The organism is Affinirhizobium helianthi (genome assembly GCF_042680945.1).
GTDB lineage: Bacteria > Pseudomonadota > Alphaproteobacteria > Rhizobiales > Rhizobiaceae > Neorhizobium > Neorhizobium helianthi.
In genome coordinates this window covers 20,152-44,536 of record NZ_JBHUEQ010000007.1, presented here as the reverse complement: position 1 = coordinate 44,536, position 24,385 = coordinate 20,152, and the positions used below count along the sequence as shown (strand labels likewise).

19 protein-coding genes, 5 tRNA genes and 1 pseudogene are annotated in these 24,385 nt (G+C 54.5%); 19 read left to right on the top strand and 6 right to left on the bottom strand.

Going from position 1 to position 24,385, the window contains the following annotated elements; translation table 11 throughout:
* The first annotated feature begins 264 nt into the window (after positions 1-264).
* Complete coding sequence (gene recJ / locus ACFSE1_RS06240; RefSeq protein WP_377397989.1) at positions 265-2,067, top strand: single-stranded-DNA-specific exonuclease RecJ; 1,803 nt, start codon at positions 265-267, stop codon at positions 2,065-2,067.
* 113 nt (positions 2,068-2,180) lie between these two features.
* Here the strand turns inward: recJ and ACFSE1_RS06235 are convergent.
* The 5 genes from ACFSE1_RS06235 to gloA form a co-directional block, all read right to left on the bottom strand.
* Positions 2,181-2,255, bottom strand: a tRNA-Glu gene (locus ACFSE1_RS06235).
* Positions 2,256-2,427: 172 nt separating this feature from the next.
* Positions 2,428-2,502 (bottom strand) — tRNA-Glu (locus ACFSE1_RS06230).
* A gap of 173 nt (positions 2,503-2,675) precedes the next feature.
* Positions 2,676-2,750, bottom strand: a tRNA-Glu gene (locus ACFSE1_RS06225).
* A gap of 162 nt (positions 2,751-2,912) precedes the next feature.
* On the bottom strand, positions 2,913-3,455 hold the full coding sequence (locus tag ACFSE1_RS06220; protein WP_377397986.1) for a hypothetical protein: 543 nt from the start codon (positions 3,453-3,455) through the stop codon (positions 2,913-2,915).
* A 159-nt stretch (positions 3,456-3,614) separates the two neighbouring features.
* Positions 3,615-4,055, bottom strand: a complete 441-nt coding sequence (gene gloA / locus ACFSE1_RS06215; protein ID WP_377397983.1) for a lactoylglutathione lyase — start codon at positions 4,053-4,055, stop codon at positions 3,615-3,617.
* Positions 4,056-4,268: 213 nt separating this feature from the next.
* Here gloA and ACFSE1_RS06210 point away from each other — a divergent pair, with 213 nt between their 5' ends.
* From ACFSE1_RS06210 to ACFSE1_RS06135, 16 genes and pseudogenes are all read left to right on the top strand, one after another.
* Entirely contained in the window at positions 4,269-4,847 is a 579-nt protein-coding gene (locus tag ACFSE1_RS06210; protein ID WP_377397980.1) for a cold-shock protein, read from the top strand.
* Complete coding sequence (locus tag ACFSE1_RS06205; RefSeq protein WP_377397977.1) at positions 4,847-5,323, top strand: DUF192 domain-containing protein; 477 nt, start codon at positions 4,847-4,849, stop codon at positions 5,321-5,323. Before ACFSE1_RS06210 ends, ACFSE1_RS06205 begins: the two co-directional genes overlap by 1 nt.
* Positions 5,324-5,491: 168 nt before the next feature.
* A tRNA-Pro gene (locus ACFSE1_RS06200) sits at positions 5,492-5,568 on the top strand.
* A gap of 138 nt (positions 5,569-5,706) precedes the next feature.
* Positions 5,707-6,012, top strand: a complete 306-nt coding sequence (locus tag ACFSE1_RS06195) for an ETC complex I subunit (RefSeq protein WP_377397974.1) — start codon at positions 5,707-5,709, stop codon at positions 6,010-6,012.
* 20 nt (positions 6,013-6,032) lie between these two features.
* Positions 6,033-6,109, top strand: a tRNA-Arg gene (locus ACFSE1_RS06190).
* 252 nt (positions 6,110-6,361) lie between these two features.
* Positions 6,362-6,859 (top strand): PIN domain-containing protein, encoded by a 498-nt coding sequence (locus ACFSE1_RS06185; RefSeq protein ID WP_377397971.1) that lies wholly within the window; start codon positions 6,362-6,364, stop codon positions 6,857-6,859.
* 362 nt (positions 6,860-7,221) lie between these two features.
* Positions 7,222-8,247, top strand: a complete 1,026-nt coding sequence (locus ACFSE1_RS06180; RefSeq protein WP_377397968.1) for a DNA adenine methylase — start codon at positions 7,222-7,224, stop codon at positions 8,245-8,247.
* A 6-nt stretch (positions 8,248-8,253) separates the two neighbouring features.
* Positions 8,254-10,392, top strand: coding sequence for an ATP-binding protein (locus ACFSE1_RS06175; protein ID WP_377397965.1), 2,139 nt, complete (start codon positions 8,254-8,256; stop codon positions 10,390-10,392).
* Position 10,393: 1 nt separating this feature from the next.
* Positions 10,394-11,899, top strand: coding sequence for a hypothetical protein (locus ACFSE1_RS06170; protein WP_377397963.1), 1,506 nt, complete (start codon positions 10,394-10,396; stop codon positions 11,897-11,899).
* A 152-nt stretch (positions 11,900-12,051) separates the two neighbouring features.
* Positions 12,052-13,740 (top strand): AAA family ATPase, encoded by a 1,689-nt coding sequence (locus ACFSE1_RS06165; RefSeq protein WP_377397960.1) that lies wholly within the window; start codon positions 12,052-12,054, stop codon positions 13,738-13,740.
* 160 nt (positions 13,741-13,900) lie between these two features.
* A pseudogene (locus ACFSE1_RS19450) lies at positions 13,901-14,675 on the top strand (NYN domain-containing protein).
* A 103-nt stretch (positions 14,676-14,778) separates the two neighbouring features.
* On the top strand, positions 14,779-17,166 hold the full coding sequence (locus ACFSE1_RS06155) for a hypothetical protein (protein WP_377397957.1): 2,388 nt from the start codon (positions 14,779-14,781) through the stop codon (positions 17,164-17,166).
* Entirely contained in the window at positions 17,163-17,750 is a 588-nt protein-coding gene (locus ACFSE1_RS06150; RefSeq protein WP_377397954.1) for a hypothetical protein, read from the top strand. Before ACFSE1_RS06155 ends, ACFSE1_RS06150 begins: the two co-directional genes overlap by 4 nt.
* Positions 17,751-18,291: 541 nt before the next feature.
* Entirely contained in the window at positions 18,292-18,897 is a 606-nt protein-coding gene (locus ACFSE1_RS06145) for a P-loop NTPase family protein (protein ID WP_377397951.1), read from the top strand.
* 560 nt (positions 18,898-19,457) lie between these two features.
* Entirely contained in the window at positions 19,458-20,075 is a 618-nt protein-coding gene (locus ACFSE1_RS06140) for a hypothetical protein (RefSeq protein ID WP_377397948.1), read from the top strand.
* A 46-nt stretch (positions 20,076-20,121) separates the two neighbouring features.
* On the top strand, positions 20,122-22,020 hold the full coding sequence (locus ACFSE1_RS06135) for an AAA family ATPase (RefSeq protein ID WP_377397945.1): 1,899 nt from the start codon (positions 20,122-20,124) through the stop codon (positions 22,018-22,020).
* A 120-nt stretch (positions 22,021-22,140) separates the two neighbouring features.
* Here the strand turns inward: ACFSE1_RS06135 and ACFSE1_RS06130 are convergent, their stop codons facing one another.
* Positions 22,141-22,338, bottom strand: a complete 198-nt coding sequence (locus tag ACFSE1_RS06130; RefSeq protein WP_377397942.1) for a hypothetical protein — start codon at positions 22,336-22,338, stop codon at positions 22,141-22,143.
* 107 nt (positions 22,339-22,445) lie between these two features.
* Between ACFSE1_RS06130 and ACFSE1_RS06125 the strand changes: the two genes are divergently transcribed.
* Together ACFSE1_RS06125 and ACFSE1_RS06120 are read left to right on the top strand one after the other, a co-directional pair.
* Positions 22,446-23,021 carry a PIN domain-containing protein gene (locus tag ACFSE1_RS06125; RefSeq protein ID WP_377397939.1) on the top strand — a complete coding sequence of 192 codons (576 nt, stop codon included), beginning with the start codon at positions 22,446-22,448 and terminating at the stop codon, positions 23,019-23,021.
* 201 nt (positions 23,022-23,222) lie between these two features.
* Positions 23,223-24,053, top strand: coding sequence for a hypothetical protein (locus ACFSE1_RS06120; protein ID WP_377397936.1), 831 nt, complete (start codon positions 23,223-23,225; stop codon positions 24,051-24,053).
* The last annotated feature ends 332 nt before the right edge of the window (positions 24,054-24,385 follow it).

Genomic DNA, 24,385 nt, shown 5'->3' with positions numbered 1-24,385 from the left:
CCTATGCCGCTATAATCAATCTATGTGCCGCACTCATCAACTCAAAATGAATGTCCACACGCCCTAGAGCGTGCCGCCATCTGCCCGCCTCTTTTCTCACGTGTCTGTTTTTCATTTCACTGCATGTCGAGTCTGCAGCGCAAGCACACGCGTTTCTGCGGCGGCCCTATCAGCGCATGTTCTAGGGCTGTGACTGTGTAATTGCGCGGGGCTTTGCCTAAGTCTGTTGTGCAAGTTTCCCGCTTCGCTTACATCCTTGGTTTCATGAGTGAACCCGTCGATCCTATTCAGCGCGCCTTTCTGGGTATTGAGCAGTCTGTCAGCGGCAACCGCTGGGTTTCCCGGCTGGATCAGGCAGGGCAGAATCGCGCGCTTGCCATAGCGCAACTGCACGGCATTCCAGATTTGATCGCCAGAGTGCTGGCGGGAAGAGGTGTGGCAGTCGATGACGCGCCCGCATTCCTGGACCCTACGATAAGGCGGTTGATGCCAGATCCCAAAACGCTTGTGGATTGCGAAAAGGCAGCATCCCGCCTTGCCGATGCCGTGCAGCGCCGCGAACGTGTTGCCATCTTCGGCGATTATGATGTCGATGGCGCGGCCTCATCAGCACTGCTTTCCCGTTTCCTGAAATATTTCGACGTGCCGGATCACATTTATATCCCGGACAGAATCTTCGAGGGCTATGGCCCAAACCCCGCGGCGATGCGCCAGCTCATCGCCAATGGTGCTAAACTAATCGTGACGGTCGATTGCGGGTCAACCAGCCACGAGGCGCTTGCCGCGGCCGCTGAAGAGAACTGCGATGTGGTGGTGATCGACCACCATCAGATGGGGCCGCAGCTTCCGCCATGTCTTGCTCTGGTCAATCCCAACAGAAATGATGATCTTTCCGGCCAAGGGCATCTCTGCGCGGCAGGTGTTGTGTTTCTGGTGCTTGTGGCGACGGCTCGTATCCTGCGAGAGCGCAACCACCCAAGGGCAAACGCGCTCGATCTGTTGTCCTGGCTGGATCTCGTCGCCCTGGCGACTGTTTGCGATGTCGTTCCGTTGAAAGGTCTTAATCGGGCATATGTCGTGAAGGGACTGATGGCGGCGAGGCATATGGGCAATGCTGGCCTTGCGGCCTTGTTCCGGCGCACGGGGCTTGGTGGCCCTGTCACGCCCTACCATTTCGGCTTTTTGATCGGACCACGCATCAATGCCGGCGGTCGCATCGGCGATGCGGCGCTTGGTAGCCGCCTGCTTACCTTGGACGACTCAATTGAGGCTGAAGAAATTGCCGGGCAGCTGGACGATCTAAACCGTGAGCGACAGGCCATGGAGGCACAAATGCTGGCGGAAGCCGAGGCGGAAGTCATTGCCGAATATGGTGATGGCCAAAACGCATCGGTTATCGTTACAGCACGGGATAATTGGCATCCCGGTATCGTGGGGCTTCTTGCCGCTAGATTGAAGGAAAAGTTTAAGCGTCCGGCATTTGCCATCGCATTTAACGGATCAGGAAAGGGAACAGGTTCAGGGCGTTCCATACCTGGTTTCGATATGGGCAAAATGGTGCGCAGCGCCGTAGAGGATGGATTGCTGGTAAAGGGCGGTGGCCATGCCATGGCTGCCGGTTTGACTGTGCAGCGTAAGAAACTCGGTCTCGTTCGAGCGCATTTTGAGGCGGCTGCACAGGCCGTCGTTCCGGAACTGGTTGCCAATCATGTTCTGAAGATAGATGGTGCACTGGCCGCGTCCGGTGCAACGCTTGCCTTGATCGATCAGTTGGAACAGGCCGGACCTTACGGTTCCGGCCACAGCCAGCCCGTTTTCGCAGTGCCAGCCCACCGAGTTGTCGATGCAAGATTGATTGGTGTCGCGCATGTGAAGGTCGTTCTTCAGGCGCTGGACGGCTCTCGACTGGAAGGCATTGCCTTCCGTGCTGGCGATACACCTCTTGGGCAGCTGCTTTTATCGTCGCGCGGCAGCCAGCTTCATGTGGCGGGCTGTCTTTCAGCGGATCATTGGCAGGGAAGCCGCCGCGTTCAGTTGCGTATACTGGATGCAGCAAAAGCAGCCTGAACCATCACAGAATGCATTTAAGCGACCATTCTGAAGGCACCCAAGGGGGCCGCGTACTCGCGTGAACGCAGCAGAGCAGACGCTACCGTAATCAATGTGACGAATGGGATAAATGGCACGCCCTAGGGGAATCGAACCCCTCTTTCCAGAATGAAAATCTGGCGTCCTAACCGATAGACGAAGGGCGCGTGCTGTGGCGCCCTTATATGGGCGAGATGGCTGTCATGCAAGTGTCAAAATGAAAAAATGAGAGGAAATTTGCTTAGTTTTCCACAGGTTAGGGCGGCATCGAAAATATGCACGCAACAGCGCATACATAGGAGAATGCCTAGCAAGCCGGGAAGAAAATTAAGGAAAAGATGGCACGCCCTAGGGGAATCGAACCCCTCTTTCCAGAATGAAAATCTGGCGTCCTAACCGATAGACGAAGGGCGCGTGCTGTGGGCGCCGTTATAACCGGCAATTTTGGATAAGCAAGCGAAAAAATCGGATTGAGACCAAGTTTTTTCTTTTTGCCTGTTTTGAAAATAGACAAGCATAATCAATCATCAAGCCGGAGAGCCTGACGTGTTGCGTGAACATTATTCTCGAATAAACATAGCGGGAAATGGCACGCCCTAGGGGAATCGAACCCCTCTTTCCAGAATGAAAATCTGGCGTCCTAACCGATAGACGAAGGGCGCGTGCTGTGGCGCCCTTATATGGGGCGACTCGCGGATAGGCAAGAGCCTTTTTCAACGTTCAGCGGAAAAAATTGCATCCTTTGCGGGACTGTGGATTTCGGAGGAAGTTTTCGTAAATACAATGAGTTGTCGATTGGTAGTTAAAGTTGATCTGTGCGTTTTTCACCAAAGGCCGTCCCCGTTCCCGCCTGCGGCAGGCTGTGTTTGTGAGGGTGCCTCTGCTGTTGGCTCCGCGGGTAGCCGTGCGCTGAAAACGCTGCCTGACATGGGGTTTATGTTCCTCACCGGTGCGTATGCAGCAATTCCCTCTGCTGCCGCCACTTGCGCATTGGCCAGCGAGTAAATGCTGTTGGCGCTGGCCGTGACAGCGGTGGGTTGCGTGACCACCTGGCCGAGATCGTTTGCAGGCGTCGCACTTGCGCTGGTGTGCGCCAATGCAGGCGATGCCTTTTGCGTTTGGGTGTCCGGCTTGTGGTTTGCTGCCATCTGGCCTGCCTCGGCGCGCTTCTGAGAGCCTGCCTTGGCAACCATAGGATCCACATAGATTGCGTTCCGCCCGGATTGCCGGCCGGGCGCGGATTGATCCGGGTCTTGAGGTGTTACGGTTTGGGTAAGTTCGACGGGGGTCTGCTTCTTTTCCAATCCCACTTTGGACAACAGGTCGACACTGCATCCGCTGAGGCTGGAGCCAGCGATAAGTGCCATCGCTACTTTGATCAGGCAGGAAGGGAGGTTCCCTATTGGATGCGGCATGAGGACGAACTCTCTCGTTAAAGCGAACGTCCCCATGCTGCTCTTTCAAGCCTGTGTGAAGCTTGGGACTTGGATGAAAGAGTGGCGAAAGAAGCGGCACTCTCCACCGGCTTACCAGCTGCCGGTGTTTGGCATGGAAAGCCAGGGCTCTGCAGGCTCGAGAGCTGGACCTTTCTGAAGCAGCTCTATCGAGATCCCGTCCGGCGACTTGATGAAGGCCATGTTGCCATCCCGGGGTGGACGGTTGATGGTAACGCCCATATCTCGAAGGCGCTGGCAGAAATCGTAGATGTTATCGACTTCATAAGCGAGGTGACCAAAATTGCGCCCGCCAGCATAATCCTCTGTATCCCAGTTGTAGGTGAGCTCAAGCAGCGGGGCCTGACGTTCCGTTCCGCTTGCGACATCTTCTTGTGCCGCTAGAAAGATGAGGGTGAAGCGCCCTTTCTCGTTCTCGATGCGGCGCACTTCCTGAAGTCCGAAAACGCGTGTGTAAAAATCAAGCGATGCATCAAGATCCTTGATGCGAACCATGGTGTGCAGGTAGCGCATGGGTGGCAAAAACCTCTGTTCGAATTGTGCATGGGTTAATATGCAGGCCCTTTGATATGATACGATGAACAGCCTCGGACAAGGCGGAAAGGCTACAAAGCTTTGGAAAAAGAGGGGTGAAGGGCTTGCGCTGGACGATTGGCGCAATGTTAACATATCTTCTAAGAATCAGTTAACCGTGCCATCGTGACGCGTAACCCAGGGGCTAACAGAATGGCTGATAGAATCTCATCGAAAGGCGTTGCCAGTTTCGAAGATCTCGGTGGGGAACCAGTTGAGCTGATCGAGATAACGGGTGTGGTTAAGTGGTTCGATGTCGCCAAGGGGTTCGGCTTCATTATCCCGGATAACGGGATGCAAGATGTTCTTCTGCATGTCACCTGCCTGCGTCGCGATGGATACCAGACCATTCTTGAAGGGACGCGCATAGTTGCCCTGGTTCAGATGAAGGATCGGGGCTACCAAGCCTTTCGCATCCTTTCAATGGATCAATCCACAGCGGTTCATCCATCGCAAATGCCGCCCATGCGGACACATGTTCAGGTCACACCAACGAGCGGGCTGGAGCGTGCTATCGTCAAGTGGTTCAATCGCACAAAGGGATTCGGCTTTTTGACGCGCGGTGAAGGCACCGAAGACATCTTTATTCACATGGAAACACTGCGTCGTTATGGCTTGACGGAACTGCGGCCAGGTCAGGTGGTTCTTGTGCGGTTCGGGGATGGAGACAAGGGGCTTATGGCTGCAGAAATTCATCCAGATGGCCCTTCGATCGTGCCTCGGGCTCACTGATGCACATGGCAAACTTCAAACTTGGATACCTGAGCGCCATATTGGCGCTCTTTCTGTTTATCCCATTGGCTGCACTGGCTCAGCTTCGGTTCGATACCGAACCATTGATTATCCGGACAGCTCAAGGAGAACATCATTTCCATGTGGAATTGGCGATCGATGCACGGCAGCGAGAGCAGGGGCTCATGTTCCGGCAATCCATGCCGGACACAGCCGGAATGCTCTTTGATTTCGAGCAGCCGCGCGTCGTCAACATGTGGATGAAAAACACCTACATCCCCCTCGATATGCTGTTTATTGATCAAGAGGGCAGGATTGAACACATTCACGAGGGTGCAAAACCCCACGATGAAACCGTGATTTCCTCCGGTGGAGCTGTGCGCTTCACGCTCGAATTAAATGCTGGCCTTGTCGATAAATACGGCATCAAGCAAGGCGATCGTGTCTTCAGCAGATGGATCGGTAATCTGGACTGAAGGATTGGTCCGCAACGGTGGAAATTTCGGCCCAGTGTGCTTCTGAGCATATGGCAAATTCGGGGAAACCCGCCCTTCTTGCTTTGGAATGAAAAATTCCCTGTTGGGTGATGAATTTAGGTGTTGCGGGCTGGCATCGAAGCGTGTATCTCGCACACATCGTTGGAACGGAGTGTAGCGCAGTCTGGTAGCGCATCTGGTTTGGGACCAGAGGGTCGGGAGTTCGAATCTCTCCACTCCGACCACCGTTAAAAAGCGGCGGTTAAGCTTCCTCCAACATATTGTGAGGCGTGACGCTTTCCGGTGGTGGACGAAGCCCGCAGCTGGAATTAGATTTCAGCATGTTGCTATTTGCAATATGTGTACCGGAGCGTGAGCAAAAGATGACCGCTAAGATCTATCGTCCTGCAAAAACTGCTATGCAATCTGGCAAGGCGAAGACTCATCTTTGGGTTCTTGAGTTCGATCAGGAAGAGCCTCGCCGGATTGATCCGATCCTGGGCTATACATCTTCTTCTGATATGAAGCAGCAGGTTCGCCTAACGTTTGAAACGCAAGAGCAGGCCGAGGCTTATGCGACCCGTGAAGGAATAGAGTACCGGGTCATTCCGCCGAAAGAAAGCTCGCGTCAGATCGTATCCTACTCCGACAATTTCCGCTTCAATCGTCAGCAGCCCTGGACACACTGAGTTTAGGTGACGATCATCGTGGCCCCTTAGCTCAACTGGATAGAGCAACTGCCTTCTAAGCAGTAGGTCGCAGGTTCGAGTCCTGCAGGGGTCGCCACTATTTGTGTAGCGCCAGATATGCCAAGAATATGTCTGGTGATTTTGCTGGCTTGGTTTGTCCGTCTGCGGGCTGATCGGGTCACTTCGCTGAATTTGAATTGGGCATCATTCACGTTAGGAAAACATAGCTAATCGTTAGGGGCACCCATTTTGTGCCTGGCTCATCATGGATAGTAACGTTTCGCCGGTGATTTCAGGGCATTGTTCTCTGCGAGGTTAATGAAGACCTCGATCTGAAGGAGAACCGAAATTGAAGTATTTAGTATCGTCTTGCGCGCTTAGTGAAACCAGCAAGCCGAGACCCTCGTTCGACATTTCCCGTGTGATTGCCGAGCACGATTGCGTGTTGGCACCTGAGACACTCATCGACATTCAGCGTGGGATTCACCGCCTTTCGATTTACAATCCGAAGCGTGCCGCCGAACTACGCGCATGGTATTCGAACATCGTCGGCTCATGGAGGTTGGTTGAAGGCCTAGCCCTGGAGAAGGCAAAGGTCTTCGCCTCAATGCTCGAGTGCCGCCCACTCAAAACTCTGTGGTTGCCAAACCCGAAGGCGGCAAATCCGAGCTTTGGTTATCATATCGCCATTGCTGCAACTGCGATCGTCCACGAATTGCCTCTGGCTGTAGTGTCTTCTCAGAAGTTCGTTTTGATTGATCGATACTTCCGGCTTCCCGGAATCTACGACGTGGGCAAAGACGTATGGATTTCATCGTTAAGCCAGGATGACCTGAGGGCGGCTTGATACCGAAAGCCGCCCCCACTCTGCGAGACGCGCCAGCTTTGCGAGTAAACCGCGTCTCAGTTGCTCCAGGCGAAACCGAATGGTGTCGCCTGGAGCATTCCACGAGGCAACTATGGCCGGTAAAACTTAACGAAACACCGGCGGGACATGATCCGGTGAATGATTCGCGTCAAACGCTCATCGCATGTGAAAAATTCTTGTTGGTGAGAAAGTCCATAGCGGCATGCGTGTAAGACTTACCGATGATGCTCTTTTATGTAACCTGAGATGTCTACATGGGACACAGGCGAGGATCATGTTGTGAAAAACTTGTCAGCGACATACGTTGATTGAGCGTCACGAATCGCGTTGGGGTTGAGTATATGAGAAGTGAAGTAGGTTCCAATAACGATGTAGACCCAATCGACGTGGTAAAATGGTGTACGCGTTCAGACATCTCTCCTCTTCGTTATCCGGGTGGAAAGCGAAAGCTAGCCCCTTTGATTGCTGACCTGATCTCGAAAACCCGAGTTCGACCCGCGCTATTTGTGGAGCCGTTTGCTGGCGGGGCTTCAGTCTCGATCTCTCTTCTCGAGGCAGACTATGTCGACATGATCGCCTTGGTAGACGCTGATCCTTTGGTCGCATCTTTCTGGGCAACCGTGTTTTCGCCAGAGGCCGAAACGCTCGCCGACATGGTTTACGACGCCAACGTTACTCTTGAGGAATGGCAACGCCTAAAACACTCGCCCGCAAATTATGGGCTAGCCGCGGCCTTCAAATGCCTATTCTTGAACAGGACAAGTTTCTCTGGGGCACTTCATCAGAACGCTGGCCCAATTGGAGGTATGTCGCAGTCCAGTGCTTATAAAGTTGATTGCCGCTTCAACCGTACAAAGCTTGCAGAGCGCATTCTCGAGTTGTCACGTCTACGCCATCGCGTCAGGTTCGTTCGGAACGAAAGCTATACAAAGACAATACGCGACGTGCGCAGGACGTCTATCGTCCGTGATCGCCCAGAAAGCCTGTTTTGGTATCTCGACCCCCCGTTCTTTGCTAAGGCCGACAAGTTGTACCGCTACCACTTCAGACGTGAAGAACATGAGGCTTTGGCAAATGAGATCGGGAAAATACCAGGTCGATGGCTTCTGTCTTACGACGATCACCCTGATGCCCGCCGCCTTTACGGTGAACACCATGGATACGCACTGGTGAACCTCCAGTACTCAGCAAGAATTGATGAAAACGAACGTCTTGTAGCAAAGGAAACCATGGTTTCGAACATCATTGCTGACTTGAGAGATCGTGGAGAGCTTCAAAACGGCGCTGATATCATTCCAATTCCGCGCCGCCGGCAGAATGCGTCGGCTAACATCGAGGTGTTGGCCCGAAACTACGCGATAGGATAAAAACGGATGATACAGGACCTTGTAAGCACGCTTTCCGCCGGAACAAACCCGCTTAGCGCGTTGCTCGATGAACAGTCCGGTGCGTCCTTGGTGGGCTACACGATCCACACCTCTTATGACGCCGTCACGGTCATGACCAACGACAAATGGCGCGAGGACGCTGGCGGCATCCCAATGAACAGCTACCTGCTTGCGTGCAGCGCTGATCCAAGTGAGATGGTCAAAGCTAACCCGATTGACAAACGTATCTTGCTTTTGAGGGTGGTGGGCCGTGCCGAGCTTGCGACCGATCGAGATATGGTTCGAGCAGTCATGGAACACTTCCAGGACAAACCGGATACCCGCGACCCTGCTTTCCGCATGGAGGAACCCATCTCGTTCTCGATGCTCCAGTGGTCGGGCATAGAGTGCAAAGTGCTTGGTACATTTTTCACCAACGGGTCCTCGGCGCTTACCTTTGGCGCTGATGCGGAGGACTTTTTTGCTGCACGTCACATGGTCGTCCGGAAGCCTGGATCAGCAGCACTTTCGACAATCGTCAACTTCGTGGACCCAATTCGCAAGGCGAAGGCCGACAAGGATGCTATCGCGATCGGTATGAAGCGTGCGCCGTCGCCTTTCGAGATAGGCACCGTCCGATTCACTTCCTCGAACCAGCTCGCTCTCCGTCCTGGGCAATCGCAGGTTCCGGTCAAGATTTTCCCTGGTGACTTCCTTGCGCGCCGCACCGCTGTGTTCGGGATGACACGAACCGGGAAATCCAACACCACAAAGACGATGGTGTCGGCAGTTGCATTGTCGGCCTTTGAGTCCGACACGCCGATCGGGCAGATCATCCTCGATATCAATGGTGAATATTCGAACGCGAACAACCAGGACGGGGGCAGTTCGATCGCCGATGTCTTTGCGGACAACACCGTTCGATATCGAATTGGGGCGAAAAGCGGCTTTCGGGATGTTCGCGTGAACTTCTTCGAGAACCTTGAAGTTGGGCACCAGTTCATCGCTGAAGGCGTTACCGCTGACGGCTCGAACCTATCGGAGGACTTGAAGTCTTTCGTTGCATGCGACTTCACGCGCCCCGACCAATCCGACTACGGCTCATATGGCCGTTGGAAGAGGAAGGTCGCCATCTATCGATCATTCCTCGCGAATTCAGGCTTCAAAACCAAGCCGAACTATAAGATCGAATTCGAAATCAACGAGGCGGTCCTCTCATTCCTGTATCCCCACGTTATCGCCGAGGCTGATCGAGACGCCAAAGCGACCTTGCCGCAGAAAGCCCGAGCTGTCGTCGAGTTCTTCGAGTTAGAGCCAATGAACAAGGGCTTCAAAGCTGAGCCTTCGGTTGCGGTGAGGTTCTGGCTAAAGGTCAGGGAAGTCGAAAAATTACTGGAATCGACGGGTGGCATTAAGAAGGGCAAGGACACATGGCTCGGTCCGGAGGACCATGCACTTCTCGCCATGTTAGCAGGTAGGTCGCATAAGTCTGACACACCTATACGAGCAGGAAACTACGTCCGCGCTTCGGCAAGCGAGTTCCACTCGCCCGATGGTTCGAACGATATTGTCAGCGAGATTTATGATCTGCTTTCATCCGGACGCATTGTCATCGTCGATCTATCGGTCGGTGTTCCTAAAATCCGGGAGACGATGGCCGAGCGGATCGCGAAAGGCATTTTCACTGCATCGTCGGCGAAGTTCACCTCTGGTCAGTCTGCTCCTCGGATAGTGCTCTATGTGGAGGAGGCGCATAACCTGATCGGCAAAAAAGCGGACCTGAACACGACGTGGCCACGCGTCGCTAAGGAGGGCGCAAAGTATGGCATGGCGATGGTTTACGCCACGCAGGAACCATCGTCGATTCATCCGAACATCCTGTCCAACACCGAGAACTTCTTCGTCACCCATCTTAACAACGACGATGAAATCCGGACGCTGTCCAAGTACTATGATTTCGGAGACTTCGCGCCGAGCCTAAAGCGTTGCCAAGACGTCGGTTTCGCAAGGATCAAGACGCTGAGTGCAAACTTCACAACGCCGACGCAGATTATGCTTTTTGACCCAGCTCGCGTCGGCGAAGAGTACCGCCGGGCGAAGTCTTCCTCGTCCAGTTGGTTCTCTCCCCTGAACGAGGGCGTCTGAAATGCCTTACTCGAACGAGCGCGCGTCCGCGGGCGGTGGTTTCGACGTTTTGAACGACGCCGAGGTGCAGCGATTCATTGAATCAGTCGACACCGTCAAAGATCATAGCAACCGGATTGGGTTCATCCGGAATCAGCTCGTGAATGTGAGTCACCTCGTTAGAGAACTCAATGAAGGAGTTGTAATGGCCAGCGATGCCTCGCCTTACGAGTCTGTCGTACGTAAGGATTTTCCTTCCGTGCGGGTCGGGGTCATAAAGTTCTCGAATGTTTTGATCTTCGTGGAACAGTACAAGCGGCTCCGCGATCGCAATACAGCTTTCGTTGATCCTGTTGCGATCGCAAAGCTCAAAGAAAAGTCGAACCAGAGCAAAGTCATTCTTCCTGGAGCAGGCATTACCAATGCCAAACACTCGAAGACGAAGTCTTTTTTCCGTGCGACCGTCTTTGAGGGAATCTTCAAGGCGGAGCAGTTCAAGTGCCAAGGAACAACGCTCTATGACACCTTCGTTGAGCTCCTCAGGCGTAGCGGCAAGAATGATGATCCCGCCAGGGGGCCTCAGCCTTATGGCGATGCTCAGGCAATTGGATCGATCGTTATCCGAGATGGGCGAGAGGGTATTGAGTTCAAGAATAAGTCGCCGATTGATGGTGAGGAGCTGCAGGGAAACCTCTTCGTGCCGATCGACCCGGGCTACGTCGACATAGATGACGACCCATCTCGACGGGTTTATGTAACTGACGCATTGCGAGTGCAAGAAGTCTTCAATGAGGAAGGTGGGAACACTGAGTGCTTCAACCGCCTCATGTCGGTCCTCGAACATCTTCTTGTGGTGCACATCATCCGATGCTCGTTTGAATCTGATCCATCGATAGTCGCGAACATGAACGTGATTATTGACGGTCCTCTGGCAATTTTTGGCGAGGCCGCCCGGTTCCATAGAAGCATCATGTCGCTATTGCATGATATTCGTGCGCAATGCCGAGACAGAGGCATGCGTGGACCGGTGGTTATGGGCATTTCCAAAACAGGCAAGGTAGTCGAGCACGCTTACCTTATCGAAAATCTCTTGAAGAAGGACGATGATAAACGAGCGATAGAAGGCACATTCATCCTCCCTGTTACGGATGAGTACCGGACGACGTTCATCGAGCCAGACAAGATAGAGACAAATAAGAACTTTGGTGATGAAACGTACTATGGTCAGACCTTCCTCGTGCGCACCAGTCGCAATAAGGTTTTCGACGTCACCCTCGCTTATCCGTTTGCCAAGAAGACGAGCATTGGAGGCGTGCCGTTCAAGCATGCCAAGGTCAATATTGCCAATTATGGCGATGACATATCGCACATGGTGTCGGTCATCGAGATGATGCAAACCGACCTTTTCCAGAATGCACTGATACCGGTCCACCTGGCTCATCGATATGCGTCCATTGCGCACTCACCAGGTGGAAAATCGCTGGATCGATTCATCCGCGAAGTCTTGGCTAGCAAAAATGCTATCTGATGTCTGTCGAAAGGTTTGCCGCTACTTCCAGCAGAAACCTGTTGAAAGCATGACATTTCGACGGCGAAGTTTACGGTTTGCATCGATCTGAGATTGTATTTGATGCTCCTTGAACCACAGCTGTACGCAGGCTCCTGATAGAGACGCGACTGATGATCTCCGAAATCGAATTCATTCAATACCGAAAACTCAAAGACATCACGTTATCGTTTGATCAACACATTAACTTGATCTCTGGCACAAACGGCACCTGCAAATCGACGTTGATGCACATCGTCTCAAACTCGTTTCAGGCGGTTAAAGGCTCAGATGACCATTACACCGACCCCACGGCAACAACCGTGCTGAAGCGGTTTGTCGAGAAAGTTAATCCGAAAATTGAGACGGTTTCCCGGGGCGATAAGAACCATTACAGCAATCCCGCAGAGGGGCGGGCCGGAACTCTGTTTAAGGTAAGATACGATAGCGGAGAAGAACTCGAATTCCGTCGCCATAACTCGAGAAGTGACCAGGATAAGAAAAACTTTCGTTTCTCGATAAAGCCAAAATATGCGAGAGACACCGAAGATCGCCTTCCATCGCTCCCTGTGGTTTATCTAGGGTTGTCTCGCCTCGTTCCGTATGGAGAGGTAAGCGACAAGGTTGCAACCAACACAATGCGAGACCAGCTCCCACTCGAAATCCAGGCTGCATTCAAGAAGCAGTTCGCTCATTTGACGCGGCTGGAAATCGATAAGCCGGTCATTCACAACATCCCGGACGTCAAGAAGCGCTCAGAATTTGTGACCAACGTTGATGGCGTAGATTCCAACACCATTTCGTCAGGCGAAGACAACATCAGCATCATACTGACCGCATTAAACTGCTTGCGATACGTATACGAGAGTGTCGCCGAAGGGAAAGCGCGAGACATTGAGAGCATTTTACTGATCGACGAGTTTGACGCGACGCTACATCCCTCGGCTCAGAAAAAACTATTCGATATCATCGTCGATTACGCAGAGAAATACAGGATACAGGTATTCTTTACTACCCATAGCCTCTTCATACTGAAGCACGCATATCTGCTGGAAAAGCGTATCGTCTACATCGTCGACCAAGACGACAGCGTCTCGCTGATGCCTGATCCGGCTCCAATGCAGATTGAAATGCACCTCAATGGAATTCTACGGACCGCGCTATACCAAAACGTTTTCATCCCTGTTTACACCGAGGACGCTGAGGCGCGCCTGTTTCTCGAGCGGCTGCTGGACTACATTTCGAAGTCATTGGATACGAGGTTCCCTGCGGCAAGAAACCTTCTACACCTCGTTGACGCTAGTATTGGTGCCGACGCGCTCAAAAGCCTATTCAAGGACTCAAAGCTCAACCAATCATCCATGCGTGCGATTTGCATTCTTGATGGAGATCAGGCCAAGGACCTGAAGCATCACATTATCGCTTTGCCAGGTGGCGCGCCCCCAGACCGAATGTTCTCCGAATACTTGAGGAAACTGTTGTCTGATTCTAGTTACAAGCCGTTCTGGAGCGAGGTGCAGGAGCATGGCTATACGAAGGTAACAGGCCGCGAGGTGCTCGAGGATTTTGACAGGATAGCGACGACTATTGAAGAAGTTAAAGCCGTGAAGGGCTCGGCCAAAGGCCAACAGCGCGAACTAAGCAAGGTACACTTCAATAAGCATCGGGAGTTCTATGAATTCGTCATAGGGGCATGGTTGGTAGACCCAGGCAACCTAGATGCAATCAAGGCTTTCCGCGACGACCTGTATGCCGCATTCAAGAAGACTGCAGCGTTTCATTCAATCGACGCGCGAATCTGGCCACAGAACGCCCCCGCATGAACAAATCTTACGGGAGCATTCCCAAGAGCCATAGAGGCCCGTCGACGAAATCATAAGGAAGCCGCCGTTACCGCGAGGGCCTGACTTCATCACGTTCAAGATCAGTGTCAATGCACGAATTTCCGGGTTCGGCTAGGCTGAACCTCTGGAGACACCGAAGATGACAGCAGACACACTCGCCCTTTTGATCGATGGAGACAACGCGTCCCCGAAGATCATCTCAGGCCTGCTTGCAGAGATCGCCGACTACTGAACCGCCAGTGTCAAGCGCATCTACGGGGACTGGACAAAGCCCAATCTCAACGGTTGGAAGGAGTGCCTTCTCGAGCATTCGATCCAGCCTGTTCAGCAGTTTGACTGCACAACAGGGAAGAACGTTACTGACGGCGCAATGATCATCGATGCGATGAACCTTCTCTACACAGGACGCTTTTCGGGTTTCTGTATCGTGTCAAGTGACAGCGACTTTGCGCGCTTGGCCGCTCGCATTCGGGAACAAGGGGGGACGGTTTACGGCTTCGGCGAGCGTAAGACCCCGAGACCGTTTATCACTGCCTGCGACAAGTTTGTCTATGTGGACGTCCTGGGGGGCGGGACTGTTGAGCAGGCTCCGGAAAAGGCGGCATCGACGCCCGAAGGGGGGGAAGCCTCAAGTTGAAAACAGCACGACATCACAGGGTATGGCCGCCAGCGGCAGGCTGGACGAGGCAGCCTTAGCGATGCTCCGCAATGCGGTCGAGGCATCTGCGGACGACGATGGTCGAGCTAACCCGGCTCGGGTCGGGACACACCTCTCAAAGCAGTCAGCCGACTTCGATGCCAGAAATTATGGCTATGCAAGGCTCAGCGACCTGGCGGAGGCTTCTGGCATACTGGATGTGAGCCGTGCTGGCGAGCAGAACAAGGTGGTTTTGGTGAAGTTGAGAGACGCTTGACACCGCGCCACTCACTCGGAGACAGACTGCGACAACTCTCGGAAAACATTCGACAACCTGCGGTCTATCCGGCATGAAGTCCCCAGTGACTGATGGGGAAGCTATGTATGTACCGCCATGGACGATTTTCGCTGGTCTCGGGGTTCTTGATCGTCGTGATCTCTGCAACCTGATTGCGAGCTTTGAGACTACCACGCTGTTGTCGATGAGCATGGATCGAGTCAGCGATGTCATCTCTCGATTTCAGAAAGATGGTCAGTCGTCGGACACCACGGCCTTCGCCCGCCGTTTGAAGGCGGCCGCAGACGATCTGTTCGCCTCAGACATCTCGGAACGCGCGTTACGCATTCGACTGTGGGTCAGGATTGCCACGGCCCTCGATCTGGATGCTACACTTCCCCTGTCGTCGAGAAGAGCCAATGCCGTCGGCGCGGGTGTGGCTTCCAAGGCATCCTCCGTGATGTCCGTGCCAGTTGCGGATGACAGTGAAGAGACACAGCAGACTGGGATTCAGAGAGCTTGGCAGGCAGTGAAGGCGCTCCGTGGACGCCCGCATCAGGATTTCTCTTTCCTGGTAGCCGAGCAGGCGCAACTCGTTGCCAAAGCTGTTGCCGAGGCGGCAGTATCCGGTGATATCCCAGACGATCTGGTAAACGAACTCGAAGAGCGTGTACGGGACCATATCCAGAGTCTTCCACCGGAGTTCCAGGATGACGCCATGCGTCACGCATTGACCGCGGGAGACCGTGCCTCGCTTACCGTGCTCGCGACGGGAACGGCGGCGTTCTCAATTGGCCTGGGCGTCAACCTCGCGGGGTTCAGTGCATACATTCTTGCCGCCCAGGCATCCGCGTTCATCCCGTTTATGAGCGGACCAGCCGTCGTCTCGACACTGTTCATGCTCGCGAACCCACTGTTCAGCATTCCTGCCGTCCTTGGCGTCGGATACCTCGCCAACAACTACGTCAACGGCGGACAGGCCGCCAAGCTTGCGGCTCTCGTTTCGGTCCAGCTGTCACTCCGTGCCCTGTCAGCAGGACGCGATGGTCTTGCGGACGCACTGAATGATTTCCGGTCCGCCACCGAGGCCGATCTTGCTACGTTCCCGAAGGAAGCGGAGGGGGATATCATCTCTCGCAATGCGGCCATCGTCAGTGCGACGGGCGGCAGCTTGCTGAAGCCTCCTGGAGACCTGAAAGCCTCGGCTTCTGTCCTGGATAGACGGGGCGCTCTGCTTGAAGGCGTGCTGTCAAGGAAACAGGGGGACGGGCTGGAGCTTGCCGCCGTGACAGCGCTGTCGGCGGGAGACATCCTATACAACGCGGTATCCATCGATCCGATGGTGCTCGCCGCAGCGGACTTCTCCCGCTCGGAGGACCTCGGCGACATCTTCCAGTTCGGGGTGTTTGCAGACCGCATCGGATCGATGGGCGAGGCCGCCGCAGGTGGTGCAGCCAATAACCTCCGCGGATACGTGTCGGAACAGCTCGTGGCCGCGCGTCTGGTGGAAGTCGGACACGTGGTCAGCTTCCCCGAGACCTCGAACAATGCGGGCTTCGATCTCGTTGTGGACGGAGTGCCATTCCAGGTTAAGTGCCTGCAGAGCCTGGAAGGTTTGAGAACGCATTTCGAGAAGTATCCTGACATGCCTGTCTACGCCAATTCCGAGTTAGCGGAGGCTGTGATCGACAGCGGGGCAGAGTGGTCGAAACTCGTGTTCTATGTCGATGGATTCGACCGCGAGATCGCCGACCTTATCATGACGACCTCCCTGGAAGCTGGCGAGGCTCTGGGTGACTTGAATGTCCCTTACTTTGCCATGGCCGTTTCCTCGGCCCGTAATCTTCATCGTGTCTGGCGCGGCCGCATGCCGTTGTCCGACCTACCATTCTCGGTGGTGTTGGATGCGAGCGTGAAGGGTGGCCTCGCCACAGTCGGAACTCTGTCGGGCAAGGCTCTTGGGCTTCTGGCATTCGGTCCCGCAGGCGCTCTCGTTCTCAGCGGCGTCGGAGGCGTCGGCGCTCTGGTCGGGGCAGGGTGGACAAGGGAACAGGCGACCCGCTTGCTGTCATCCGAATGGCTTTCTGAACTTGATACGTCCACCGAGCAGTTCCGAGTGGCGGTTATGATGGCGGTGCGTGCCAAGGTCGCCATGCTCAAGGAAAAGCGGGCCAGCGTTCCGAATACTATTCCCGAAATCAATGACTGGATCAGCGCGCGCTTTGCCGATGACATCCTGTTCCTCGAGGAGGTTGCCTATGACCTTGCGGTGACCATTCCGACCATGAGTCACCCTGCGAAGGCGCGGGCCAGCCTGTCTGCCATGGATGCGGCCAAGGTCCACCCCCTTGCCGTCGAGAGGGAGTTGACTGACCTTCTCGAGGTCTTGAGGCCCGAGCCTTCGAAGACGCAGGCGGCAGGCAAAAAGGTGTCCGAGGTTTGGTCTTCCGTGAGATCGAGGATTCCTGCAGGTCGGAGCAGACCATCATGATTGACTGGGATTTCACGGGACTGAGCGGCGAGGAAATCGAAGCCTACATGCGTGCGGTGAAGGACGGTGACGATCTTCGCGGACACTTCGGAGAGCGCTCTCTAGACTTCATCGTGCGCAATTACGTCAGGCTGGCACAGATGGGAGAACTCGAGAAATCATGGCTAACGACCTATGTCCTCACATCCCATTTCCAAGATGTCGGCTTCGATCGGCTCAAGGCGATTTTCGACGCATGCGACCGGTCAAGACTACAGGCTCATCATGATTGCGTTCCGGTTGCTGAAGGCATATCGACCGAGAGGATTTCCCTCTTCCGTGGATGTGCGGGTCCCGTTCACACTCCAGGAATGTCGTGGACCACGTCGCTCGACAAAGCGATCTACTACGCCAAATGGCACGCTAGCATCCTAGTTGAGCGTGGACTGTTTGCTGATATGGCCGTCTATGCTACCACGGTCGACTTAGGTGAGGCGTATTGCCGGGTGAATCGAAACGAGGACGAGTTCATCGTTGTGCCCGATAACCTCTGGCGCATAGATATTCCCGAAGCCGAATTCAGGCTCGACCGTCCGAGATACTGACGCAGCGCCGCCGACACCTGTTGGCCAACCAGGCTTACAGCGTTAGTCGCTCAGGATCGAATGTCGGGGCTAAGGCATGGACGTCCAAGCGGTGGTTGGTCTATCCCCTGCGGCACCTTCCGACGGCCGACTGCCTTAAAACCCTTACTGCCAATGGCAGCGCCGAGAGAACCCTTTTGGAGAACTCTCCTGGCATGCTTTGATTTTTTCACTGGTCTTTCCACAAGGCCTGATTGTTCGACGACAGCACCATGTGCCGGGATCGACAACTAGGCAACCGCGAACTCCTGGGCCGTCGCCTATTCATCTCAGATCAGAGCCCATCCCAAGGTCCTGACCACGATCAAGGCGACGAGCGCCAGCAGGAACATGTTTCCCCTTGGCCCGAGGTCAGGTTCATACTTCGGGTCTGGTGAGTTCTTGTCGTATCCAGATACCATCTTGGTCCCCCCGGTAGCCGTTGATAGTAGGATGCCATCTCAGATAATCAACGTAATGCTGAAGGCAACGACCCGGGCCTGAGGTTGAAAAAGAGGTAGCCATGACCAGCTCGACCACAACCAACAGCGAAGCAGTCCAAACCGATCTCGATCAGTTCATCATTCGGAATGTGGAGGAGATGGCGTTTGAGCCTTCCGAATGGGAGGTGAAGACGCTTCTGGAAGTGTTGGCGCTACCCCGTGTGACCGTCACGCGTCCCCCGGAGGAACAATTGCTTGCCGTTGGCATGCGGCCGAATGACTGCCACGCGAATTGTGCGGCGCAGGTTGCAAACGACACGGAGGGACGGAGCTGCCACGTTTTGGGATGGTATATCCATGGCTCCGATCTGATACTTCCCTCGGTCGTGGATATCGGCGGGGACTGGTATTGTCTCACGCCGCAGACAACCAGTTTGCCTTCACGGTTCCAATTTATCCCTGATGACCAAATCGAATGGCGGGTTTCATTCGACGTAATGGGTATGGACGCATTTCGGGGCGGAATGCCACTTCCTTTGGCACTCCGGAAATACCCTCACGTGCATGTTCCGATGCGGAATGAGTTCATGGCGCTGATCGCGGCGGGCTTGGCTGCGATGGATGCACGGGACCGGGTGGCCGCTAGCTGGGGTGCTGAATTCCGGAAACTTGATCCTATCCGTTAGGGCGATCAACCCTCCGTCAAAACGCAAGTTTGTAGACGCAGCGCAACGCACAGACCCCAAGCGTGGGAGGCCACCATTGGCCGCCAGGGTGGAAAGACTGCTCGCCCGCAATCTATAGCGCTGCGCAACTTCATTAACCGTAGTGCCGGGCCGCAAGCTTTCCGAAACGATTATCGCCTTGATCTGGTCAGGCCAGTGTCGGTGAACTTCACTTCCAGGCTTGCAGTTTGTGAGAAACTCAAGTGTAGTCTCCACGGAGAAACTCCCGTTCTTCATCCATCGATAAGCCGATCACAGATCAGGCGACATTGGACAACGTGAGAGCAGAACACCGGTTACAAAAAAATGAGTTTGGTCAAGGTGTACGGAAGACACCGCTTACGACCTGTGACTGTGAGGTTACAACAATTATTTCGGTCCTGTGGGTTGACATTTTCTTTTTGTTCATGAAATGTTCGCAACATGAGCAACGGCATTCCACATAACTTCATACGAATAGGTTGACTCTCGCTGCCGCGGTGTCCGCGGCGACGACCAATCTTTTTTTGTCCGAGGATGCCATGGGAATTGCCAAGCAGGCGGCAATGCTGCGCACTGCCAGAAACTCCGCGTCAATCAGAACCTATCATCCTGCGGGAACCGTGAAGTGTGAAGGTGTTCGCCTGTTTCGCTCGCAGGTGGCCCGCGATGTCGGGTGCATTTTGGATGTGAACCCCTCTGTCAAAGCCTGGCGATGCATGTCTTCGCCCTTGGATGCCGGCGGTATTGTTCATGTGGCCGATTTCCAGGTGTTCGATGAAGAAGGGTCCATTCTCTACCTGGATGCACCGGATCGCAGTCTCTCAGCCGAGGCAGCGGCTATTGCTTCAGAAGCCGCACGCATCAATGCCCGTTACCGACTTCTTGACCGTGCCGAAATCTACGATGGTTTCAGGCTACGGAATGCACGGGACCTGTTGCGCTATGCCTCCCACGATACACCTCTTGGGGATCGGCTTCGCCTGCTAACGGCGCTCGACGAGCATGGTTCTTTGCCGCTCTCGGACTGCCTTAGGGCATTTCTGGAAACCAAGCCCGTGGCTGGCATCGCATCACTCATTCTCCATGGCTTTATCGAGGTCGATCTCGACGAGGCTCCGCTTAGCCCGGAGACAGCAGTCAGACGAATAGCACGGTGAGACAGACGTCGTCGCCATCGTCTCGTTGCCCTCGGAGAAGCTTTCAATGTCATATCGATCAGTCAATCGGGCGAAGTCGTCCCCACATCTCGCAATCGCGGTCGCGCTCTGCGGTGTCCGAGCCGCGCTTCGGCCTTTCCTTCGCCGCCCAAACCTACCGTTCATCGCGGTGCTCGTCGTTCCCGAGAATGCCACCGATTACTACCGTCGTGCCGCTTCCAACCTCATTGATGATCCGACCAATGTCGATGAATATGGCAATGACCGCACGGTGGTGTTTACCGTCGCGCAATCATCGATCGACGCGCGATCAGTCTATGATCGGGTCAAACATGCCCGCCAAGTGGTCGTCGTCACCGAAAACAAAGACTACCTGCCTGCGGACTTTCTCGCGGGAGCCGATCTGATTTCGGAGATCGTTAAACCTACCCCTGACCATTTCCTCGCTGCGGCGCGAGACGCCAAAGTCCCCGGCATGACAAGGTCGCATGCTGAGTATTTTTCCACGAAGTCATTGGACGCGATCCTCGTGTCGGTGAGACCGAGCCGACCACTCTTGAGCTCTTTACGCCAGCTGAAACGGATGACGGCGAAACCAGCCGAACGAGAGGAGGGGTCGCCGAAACCAACCTCAATGGGTCTCGAGGATATGCACGGGTATGGGAAGGCGAAGGACTGGGGCCTGCAGCTCGCGTCAGACCTACGCGCCTGGCGCGACGGACAAATCTTGTGGGAAGACGTTGACCGTGGAGCGCTCCTCTTCGGTCCTCCCGGATGCGGAAAGACTAGCTACGCGCGGGCGTTGGCCAATTCCTGTGGCGTCAAGCTGATCACTGCCTCTGCAGCGAGATGGCAGGCCAAGGGTCATCTGGGAGACTATCTGAAGGCGATGCGGTCGGCGTTCGCTGAAGCTGCGCGCAGTGCGCCTTGCATTCTCTTCATTGACGAGGCGGATAGCTTCGGTGATCGGGAAGTGGGTGGCGATCCTGATCATCGCGATTATCGCCGGCAGGTAATTAATGGGCTTCTCGAGTGCCTTGACCCTGTCGAGGGCCGTGAGGGTGTCGTCGTGGTCGCAGCCTGCAACAATCCGAGCGGCATCGATAGGGCGCTGCTGCGCTCGGGAAGGTTGGAGACCCAGATCGAAATCTCCCTGCCGGACGCGCAGGAAAGGGTGGCTATTCTACGCCATCACCTTCGCGGCAAGCAGGTTGAGGGCGACCTTAATAGCTTCATCTCCGGATCGGTGGGATGGTCGGGCGCGGATATCGAAAAGCTTACTCGCGACGCACGTCGCCTGGCTCGCCGCAGGGGCGTGCCCCTCGATGAGGCTGTACTCATGGACGCTATGCCACCGCGCCGCACTCTTTCCGGAGAGGAGTTGTATCGTGTGGCCGTCCATGAAGCTGGTCACGCCATGGTCGCAACAATCCTTGGCACCGAACCTGTCGTTTCGGCATCCATCTCCCGTGACGTACCTACATCCGGCTCAAGTCGAGCACTCGGCGTGACATCGTTCGCCCAAGAATGGGTCGGATACCGAAACGCAGCCTACTACGATAACTGGATTGCTATGCTGCTCGGCGGCACAGTAGCCGAACTGTTGGTCCTCGGGGATAGGGCTGACGGTGCCGGCGGCGCTCCGCACTCAGACCTAGTGGTTGCTACCGATGTCGCTACACGCGTCGAGCGGCAGCTTGGACTTGGTGTTGGCCTGTCAACAGAACTCGGATACGGAGATCGTCCTCTCGAACGTCTTCGTTCAGGTGACCCGGAACTGCGACACCTTGTTGAACTGCGCCTAAAAACCCAGTTCAGCCACGTCAAACGCCTACTCACCGGAAAATTGTACCAACTGCACGTGCTGGTAAACACCCTTCTAGCGAAGGGTAGCGTGGACGGTGACGAGGTAAGGTCAATCATTTGGAGGGATGAGGAGGAATAGGCGGTCGGTTTATCCGGCTTCCACATCATCGCTGGATGCGGATTCCTCGACGCGGTTTAGGTACTCAAGTGCGATCTGGAGGACCGATGCAAATATGCTAATCAGCTTTATGGGGCGAGCTTAGATTCCGTCCACGTCGTCCTTCTTCAGATGGGCGTCGTTTTCGAGTAGCTCGTTGATGGATCGACCGAGCTTGCGTTCAAAAGACACTTTGAACGCTCCATCTGGAGCCAAGATATATTGAGACGACGCGCGAGCCGCTTCCAGCAGGCCTGCAATATCGGCGGATGCCTCGTCGATCGTCCAATTCTGTGACATTGTCACCAGCTCTCCGGTTTCCAAACTCTTAAACGTTCGCCGCCATCTTTACCGAAAACCGGCATTTGCCGGCTACTACCTCTTTCGTTACGTAAAAGAGGTTAAAAATGGCAGACCTCATTTATTTATTGGATACTAATGTACTTAGCAACGCTGGGCTGAGTCAGCCGCCACCTGGCCTTCATTCCTGGTTGAAGGCCAAGGGCGCTGGTTCACTAGCGATTTCGTTTCCACTCATATCAGAGTTGAGGCGAGGTGCCCATCTAGCGTTGAAACGTGATCCACAGAAAGCGTCGAGGCTTCATAATTGGATCGATGATATCCTGTCAGTTGAGTTCCAGATAGCTGACCTGACGATTGAAGCGGCCAATCTTTATGCGGAAATGACGACCGTGGGGTCGCTTCGGCACCTGTATGTGTCCAACCCTTCGCAAAAGAAGGATAAGCTTAGCCACGATCTTATGTTCGCTGCGCTTTCGATCACCCACCAGATGCCCATCGTGTCTTTCGACATAGAGGATTTCGTTCTGATCGATAAGTACTTCCCGCTCCCAGGAGTTTTTCATCCGCTGGAGGAGAGATGGTATGTGCCGTGCCGCCTGCAATTGGCTGGCCAAGCCGATGGAGTTAGCCCGCCGACGTTTCCGGAGTTCGTCTCCGGGGGATTCGGTTTCCTACGTTAGCCAGTTTGGGCGGGTTTCGACCTCGGGTGATATCAGACCATGAGACCAGGGCTAGAGGATAAAGATCGGCCTTCAGAGAAGTGAAGCGGCATTGGATTCGACAGGCCATTCACGAATTCCCACATTAAAACGTCGTCAACCGATTGGAGTTGGTCGCGCGGTCTGCTAGTGGCAAAGTTGTATTTCTGTGTTGGGGAAGACATGTCCAGCAAACGGTTATTCAAATTTGTTTTGGCCACTGCCATAGTGGTTCTGCAATGTGATCTTCTCGCCGCTCGTGATCTAGATATCCGCCTATTCGGACATCGGGTCAGCATCGCGAAATCGAACGATGATCAATTCAGCCTGAAGGTGGATGACCGAGAAATTCACAGAAACTATTTCGTCGATATCGATGACGTACATGTCGTAGGAGGTACGCCTGTCGCCGTTGGCGCTTCTTCGGGGGGAGGCAACGCATGCGAGAGCAGTCCGTTTGTTCTGTCTTTTCCCGAAGGACAAAACGCGCGCATCGATGGGCCTCTCGATAACTGTATGCCCGTTAAGGTCACGGTGTCGCAAGACAAGCTCTATTTTGCCATCGCGCCGCAGCCTGGTACGCCTGGAAAGAGATGGGAATGGACTGCTGGTCAAGGGTTTCGTGAGGTCGGTTCTGAGGCTTTCGTGGCTGACACCTCCAAGGGGTGGGATCAGCTTCGAGAGCGTACGATCGATCATCCTGCAGCTTTGCTGAGCTATGCCGAAGTGGCTCGACAGATCAATGGTTTGGCAGGTGAAGATGAAGCCCTGGTCAAGGACATCCTTTTGGGCGTCGGGTCGGGAGAATTCAAAGGCGATCTCTTCGTCGGCACGACTTGCACACGGCATATGTGTGACGAACAACAAGCCATCGTGGTCGCCGATCTTCGGTCCAGAAGTGTGTATCTGGCCTGGAAACCATCTGGACAAAAGATCAAGGTTCAACCTGTTGTTGGCGCTTGGCCTGAAAAGGTCAAGGCAGAGCTAAGGCTGTGGGCAGCTAAATGGAAGTGATCTCGTTGATCGTCAACGATACGCTGTTGAGGTCGGCCGGTGGACTGGAGACTGGAACAGGGCATGAAAAACTATGGCGAAGCGGGCTGAACGGTAGGCCCGATGCCAGAGTAAATACGAATGGCTGATTCAATACATAGGTCTACCCAATGCGCGGTCAACTTCCCAAACCTCTGAAATACGTGTTCTACAGCGATAGCGATGTAATCCATGTGAGCCCATGGGAGATTAGCGACGAGGCAATGCCAGAAGGCGTAAAGCCTCTCGTTACGGGGTTGCTACGATGATCAGCGGCGGGGCCAGCAAATTCCTAATTTCGGTGGACACGACTT

What these genes read in the sequence shown, in the direction of transcription:
- recJ (WP_377397989.1), top strand. Translation starts at nt 265, where the DNA reads ATGAGTGAACCCGTCGATCCTATTCAGCGCGCCTTTCTGGGTATTGAG.
- ACFSE1_RS06220 (WP_377397986.1), bottom strand. Translation starts at nt 3,455, where the DNA reads ATGGCACTTATCGCTGGCTCCAGCCTCAGCGGATGCAGTGTCGACCTG.
- gloA (WP_377397983.1), bottom strand. Translation starts at nt 4,055, where the DNA reads ATGCGCTACCTGCACACCATGGTTCGCATCAAGGATCTTGATGCATCG.
- ACFSE1_RS06210 (WP_377397980.1), top strand. Translation starts at nt 4,269, where the DNA reads ATGGCTGATAGAATCTCATCGAAAGGCGTTGCCAGTTTCGAAGATCTC.
- ACFSE1_RS06205 (WP_377397977.1), top strand. Translation starts at nt 4,847, where the DNA reads ATGCACATGGCAAACTTCAAACTTGGATACCTGAGCGCCATATTGGCG.
- ACFSE1_RS06195 (WP_377397974.1), top strand. Translation starts at nt 5,707, where the DNA reads ATGACCGCTAAGATCTATCGTCCTGCAAAAACTGCTATGCAATCTGGC.
- ACFSE1_RS06180 (WP_377397968.1), top strand. Translation starts at nt 7,222, where the DNA reads ATGAGAAGTGAAGTAGGTTCCAATAACGATGTAGACCCAATCGACGTG.
- ACFSE1_RS06175 (WP_377397965.1), top strand. Translation starts at nt 8,254, where the DNA reads ATGATACAGGACCTTGTAAGCACGCTTTCCGCCGGAACAAACCCGCTT.
- ACFSE1_RS06170 (WP_377397963.1), top strand. Translation starts at nt 10,394, where the DNA reads ATGCCTTACTCGAACGAGCGCGCGTCCGCGGGCGGTGGTTTCGACGTT.
- ACFSE1_RS06165 (WP_377397960.1), top strand. Translation starts at nt 12,052, where the DNA reads ATGATCTCCGAAATCGAATTCATTCAATACCGAAAACTCAAAGACATC.
- ACFSE1_RS06155 (WP_377397957.1), top strand. Translation starts at nt 14,779, where the DNA reads ATGTATGTACCGCCATGGACGATTTTCGCTGGTCTCGGGGTTCTTGAT.
- ACFSE1_RS06150 (WP_377397954.1), top strand. Translation starts at nt 17,163, where the DNA reads ATGATTGACTGGGATTTCACGGGACTGAGCGGCGAGGAAATCGAAGCC.
- ACFSE1_RS06145 (WP_377397951.1), top strand. Translation starts at nt 18,292, where the DNA reads ATGACCAGCTCGACCACAACCAACAGCGAAGCAGTCCAAACCGATCTC.
- ACFSE1_RS06140 (WP_377397948.1), top strand. Translation starts at nt 19,458, where the DNA reads ATGGGAATTGCCAAGCAGGCGGCAATGCTGCGCACTGCCAGAAACTCC.
- ACFSE1_RS06135 (WP_377397945.1), top strand. Translation starts at nt 20,122, where the DNA reads ATGTCATATCGATCAGTCAATCGGGCGAAGTCGTCCCCACATCTCGCA.
- ACFSE1_RS06130 (WP_377397942.1), bottom strand. Translation starts at nt 22,338, where the DNA reads ATGTCACAGAATTGGACGATCGACGAGGCATCCGCCGATATTGCAGGC.
- ACFSE1_RS06125 (WP_377397939.1), top strand. Translation starts at nt 22,446, where the DNA reads ATGGCAGACCTCATTTATTTATTGGATACTAATGTACTTAGCAACGCT.
- ACFSE1_RS06120 (WP_377397936.1), top strand. Translation starts at nt 23,223, where the DNA reads ATGTCCAGCAAACGGTTATTCAAATTTGTTTTGGCCACTGCCATAGTG.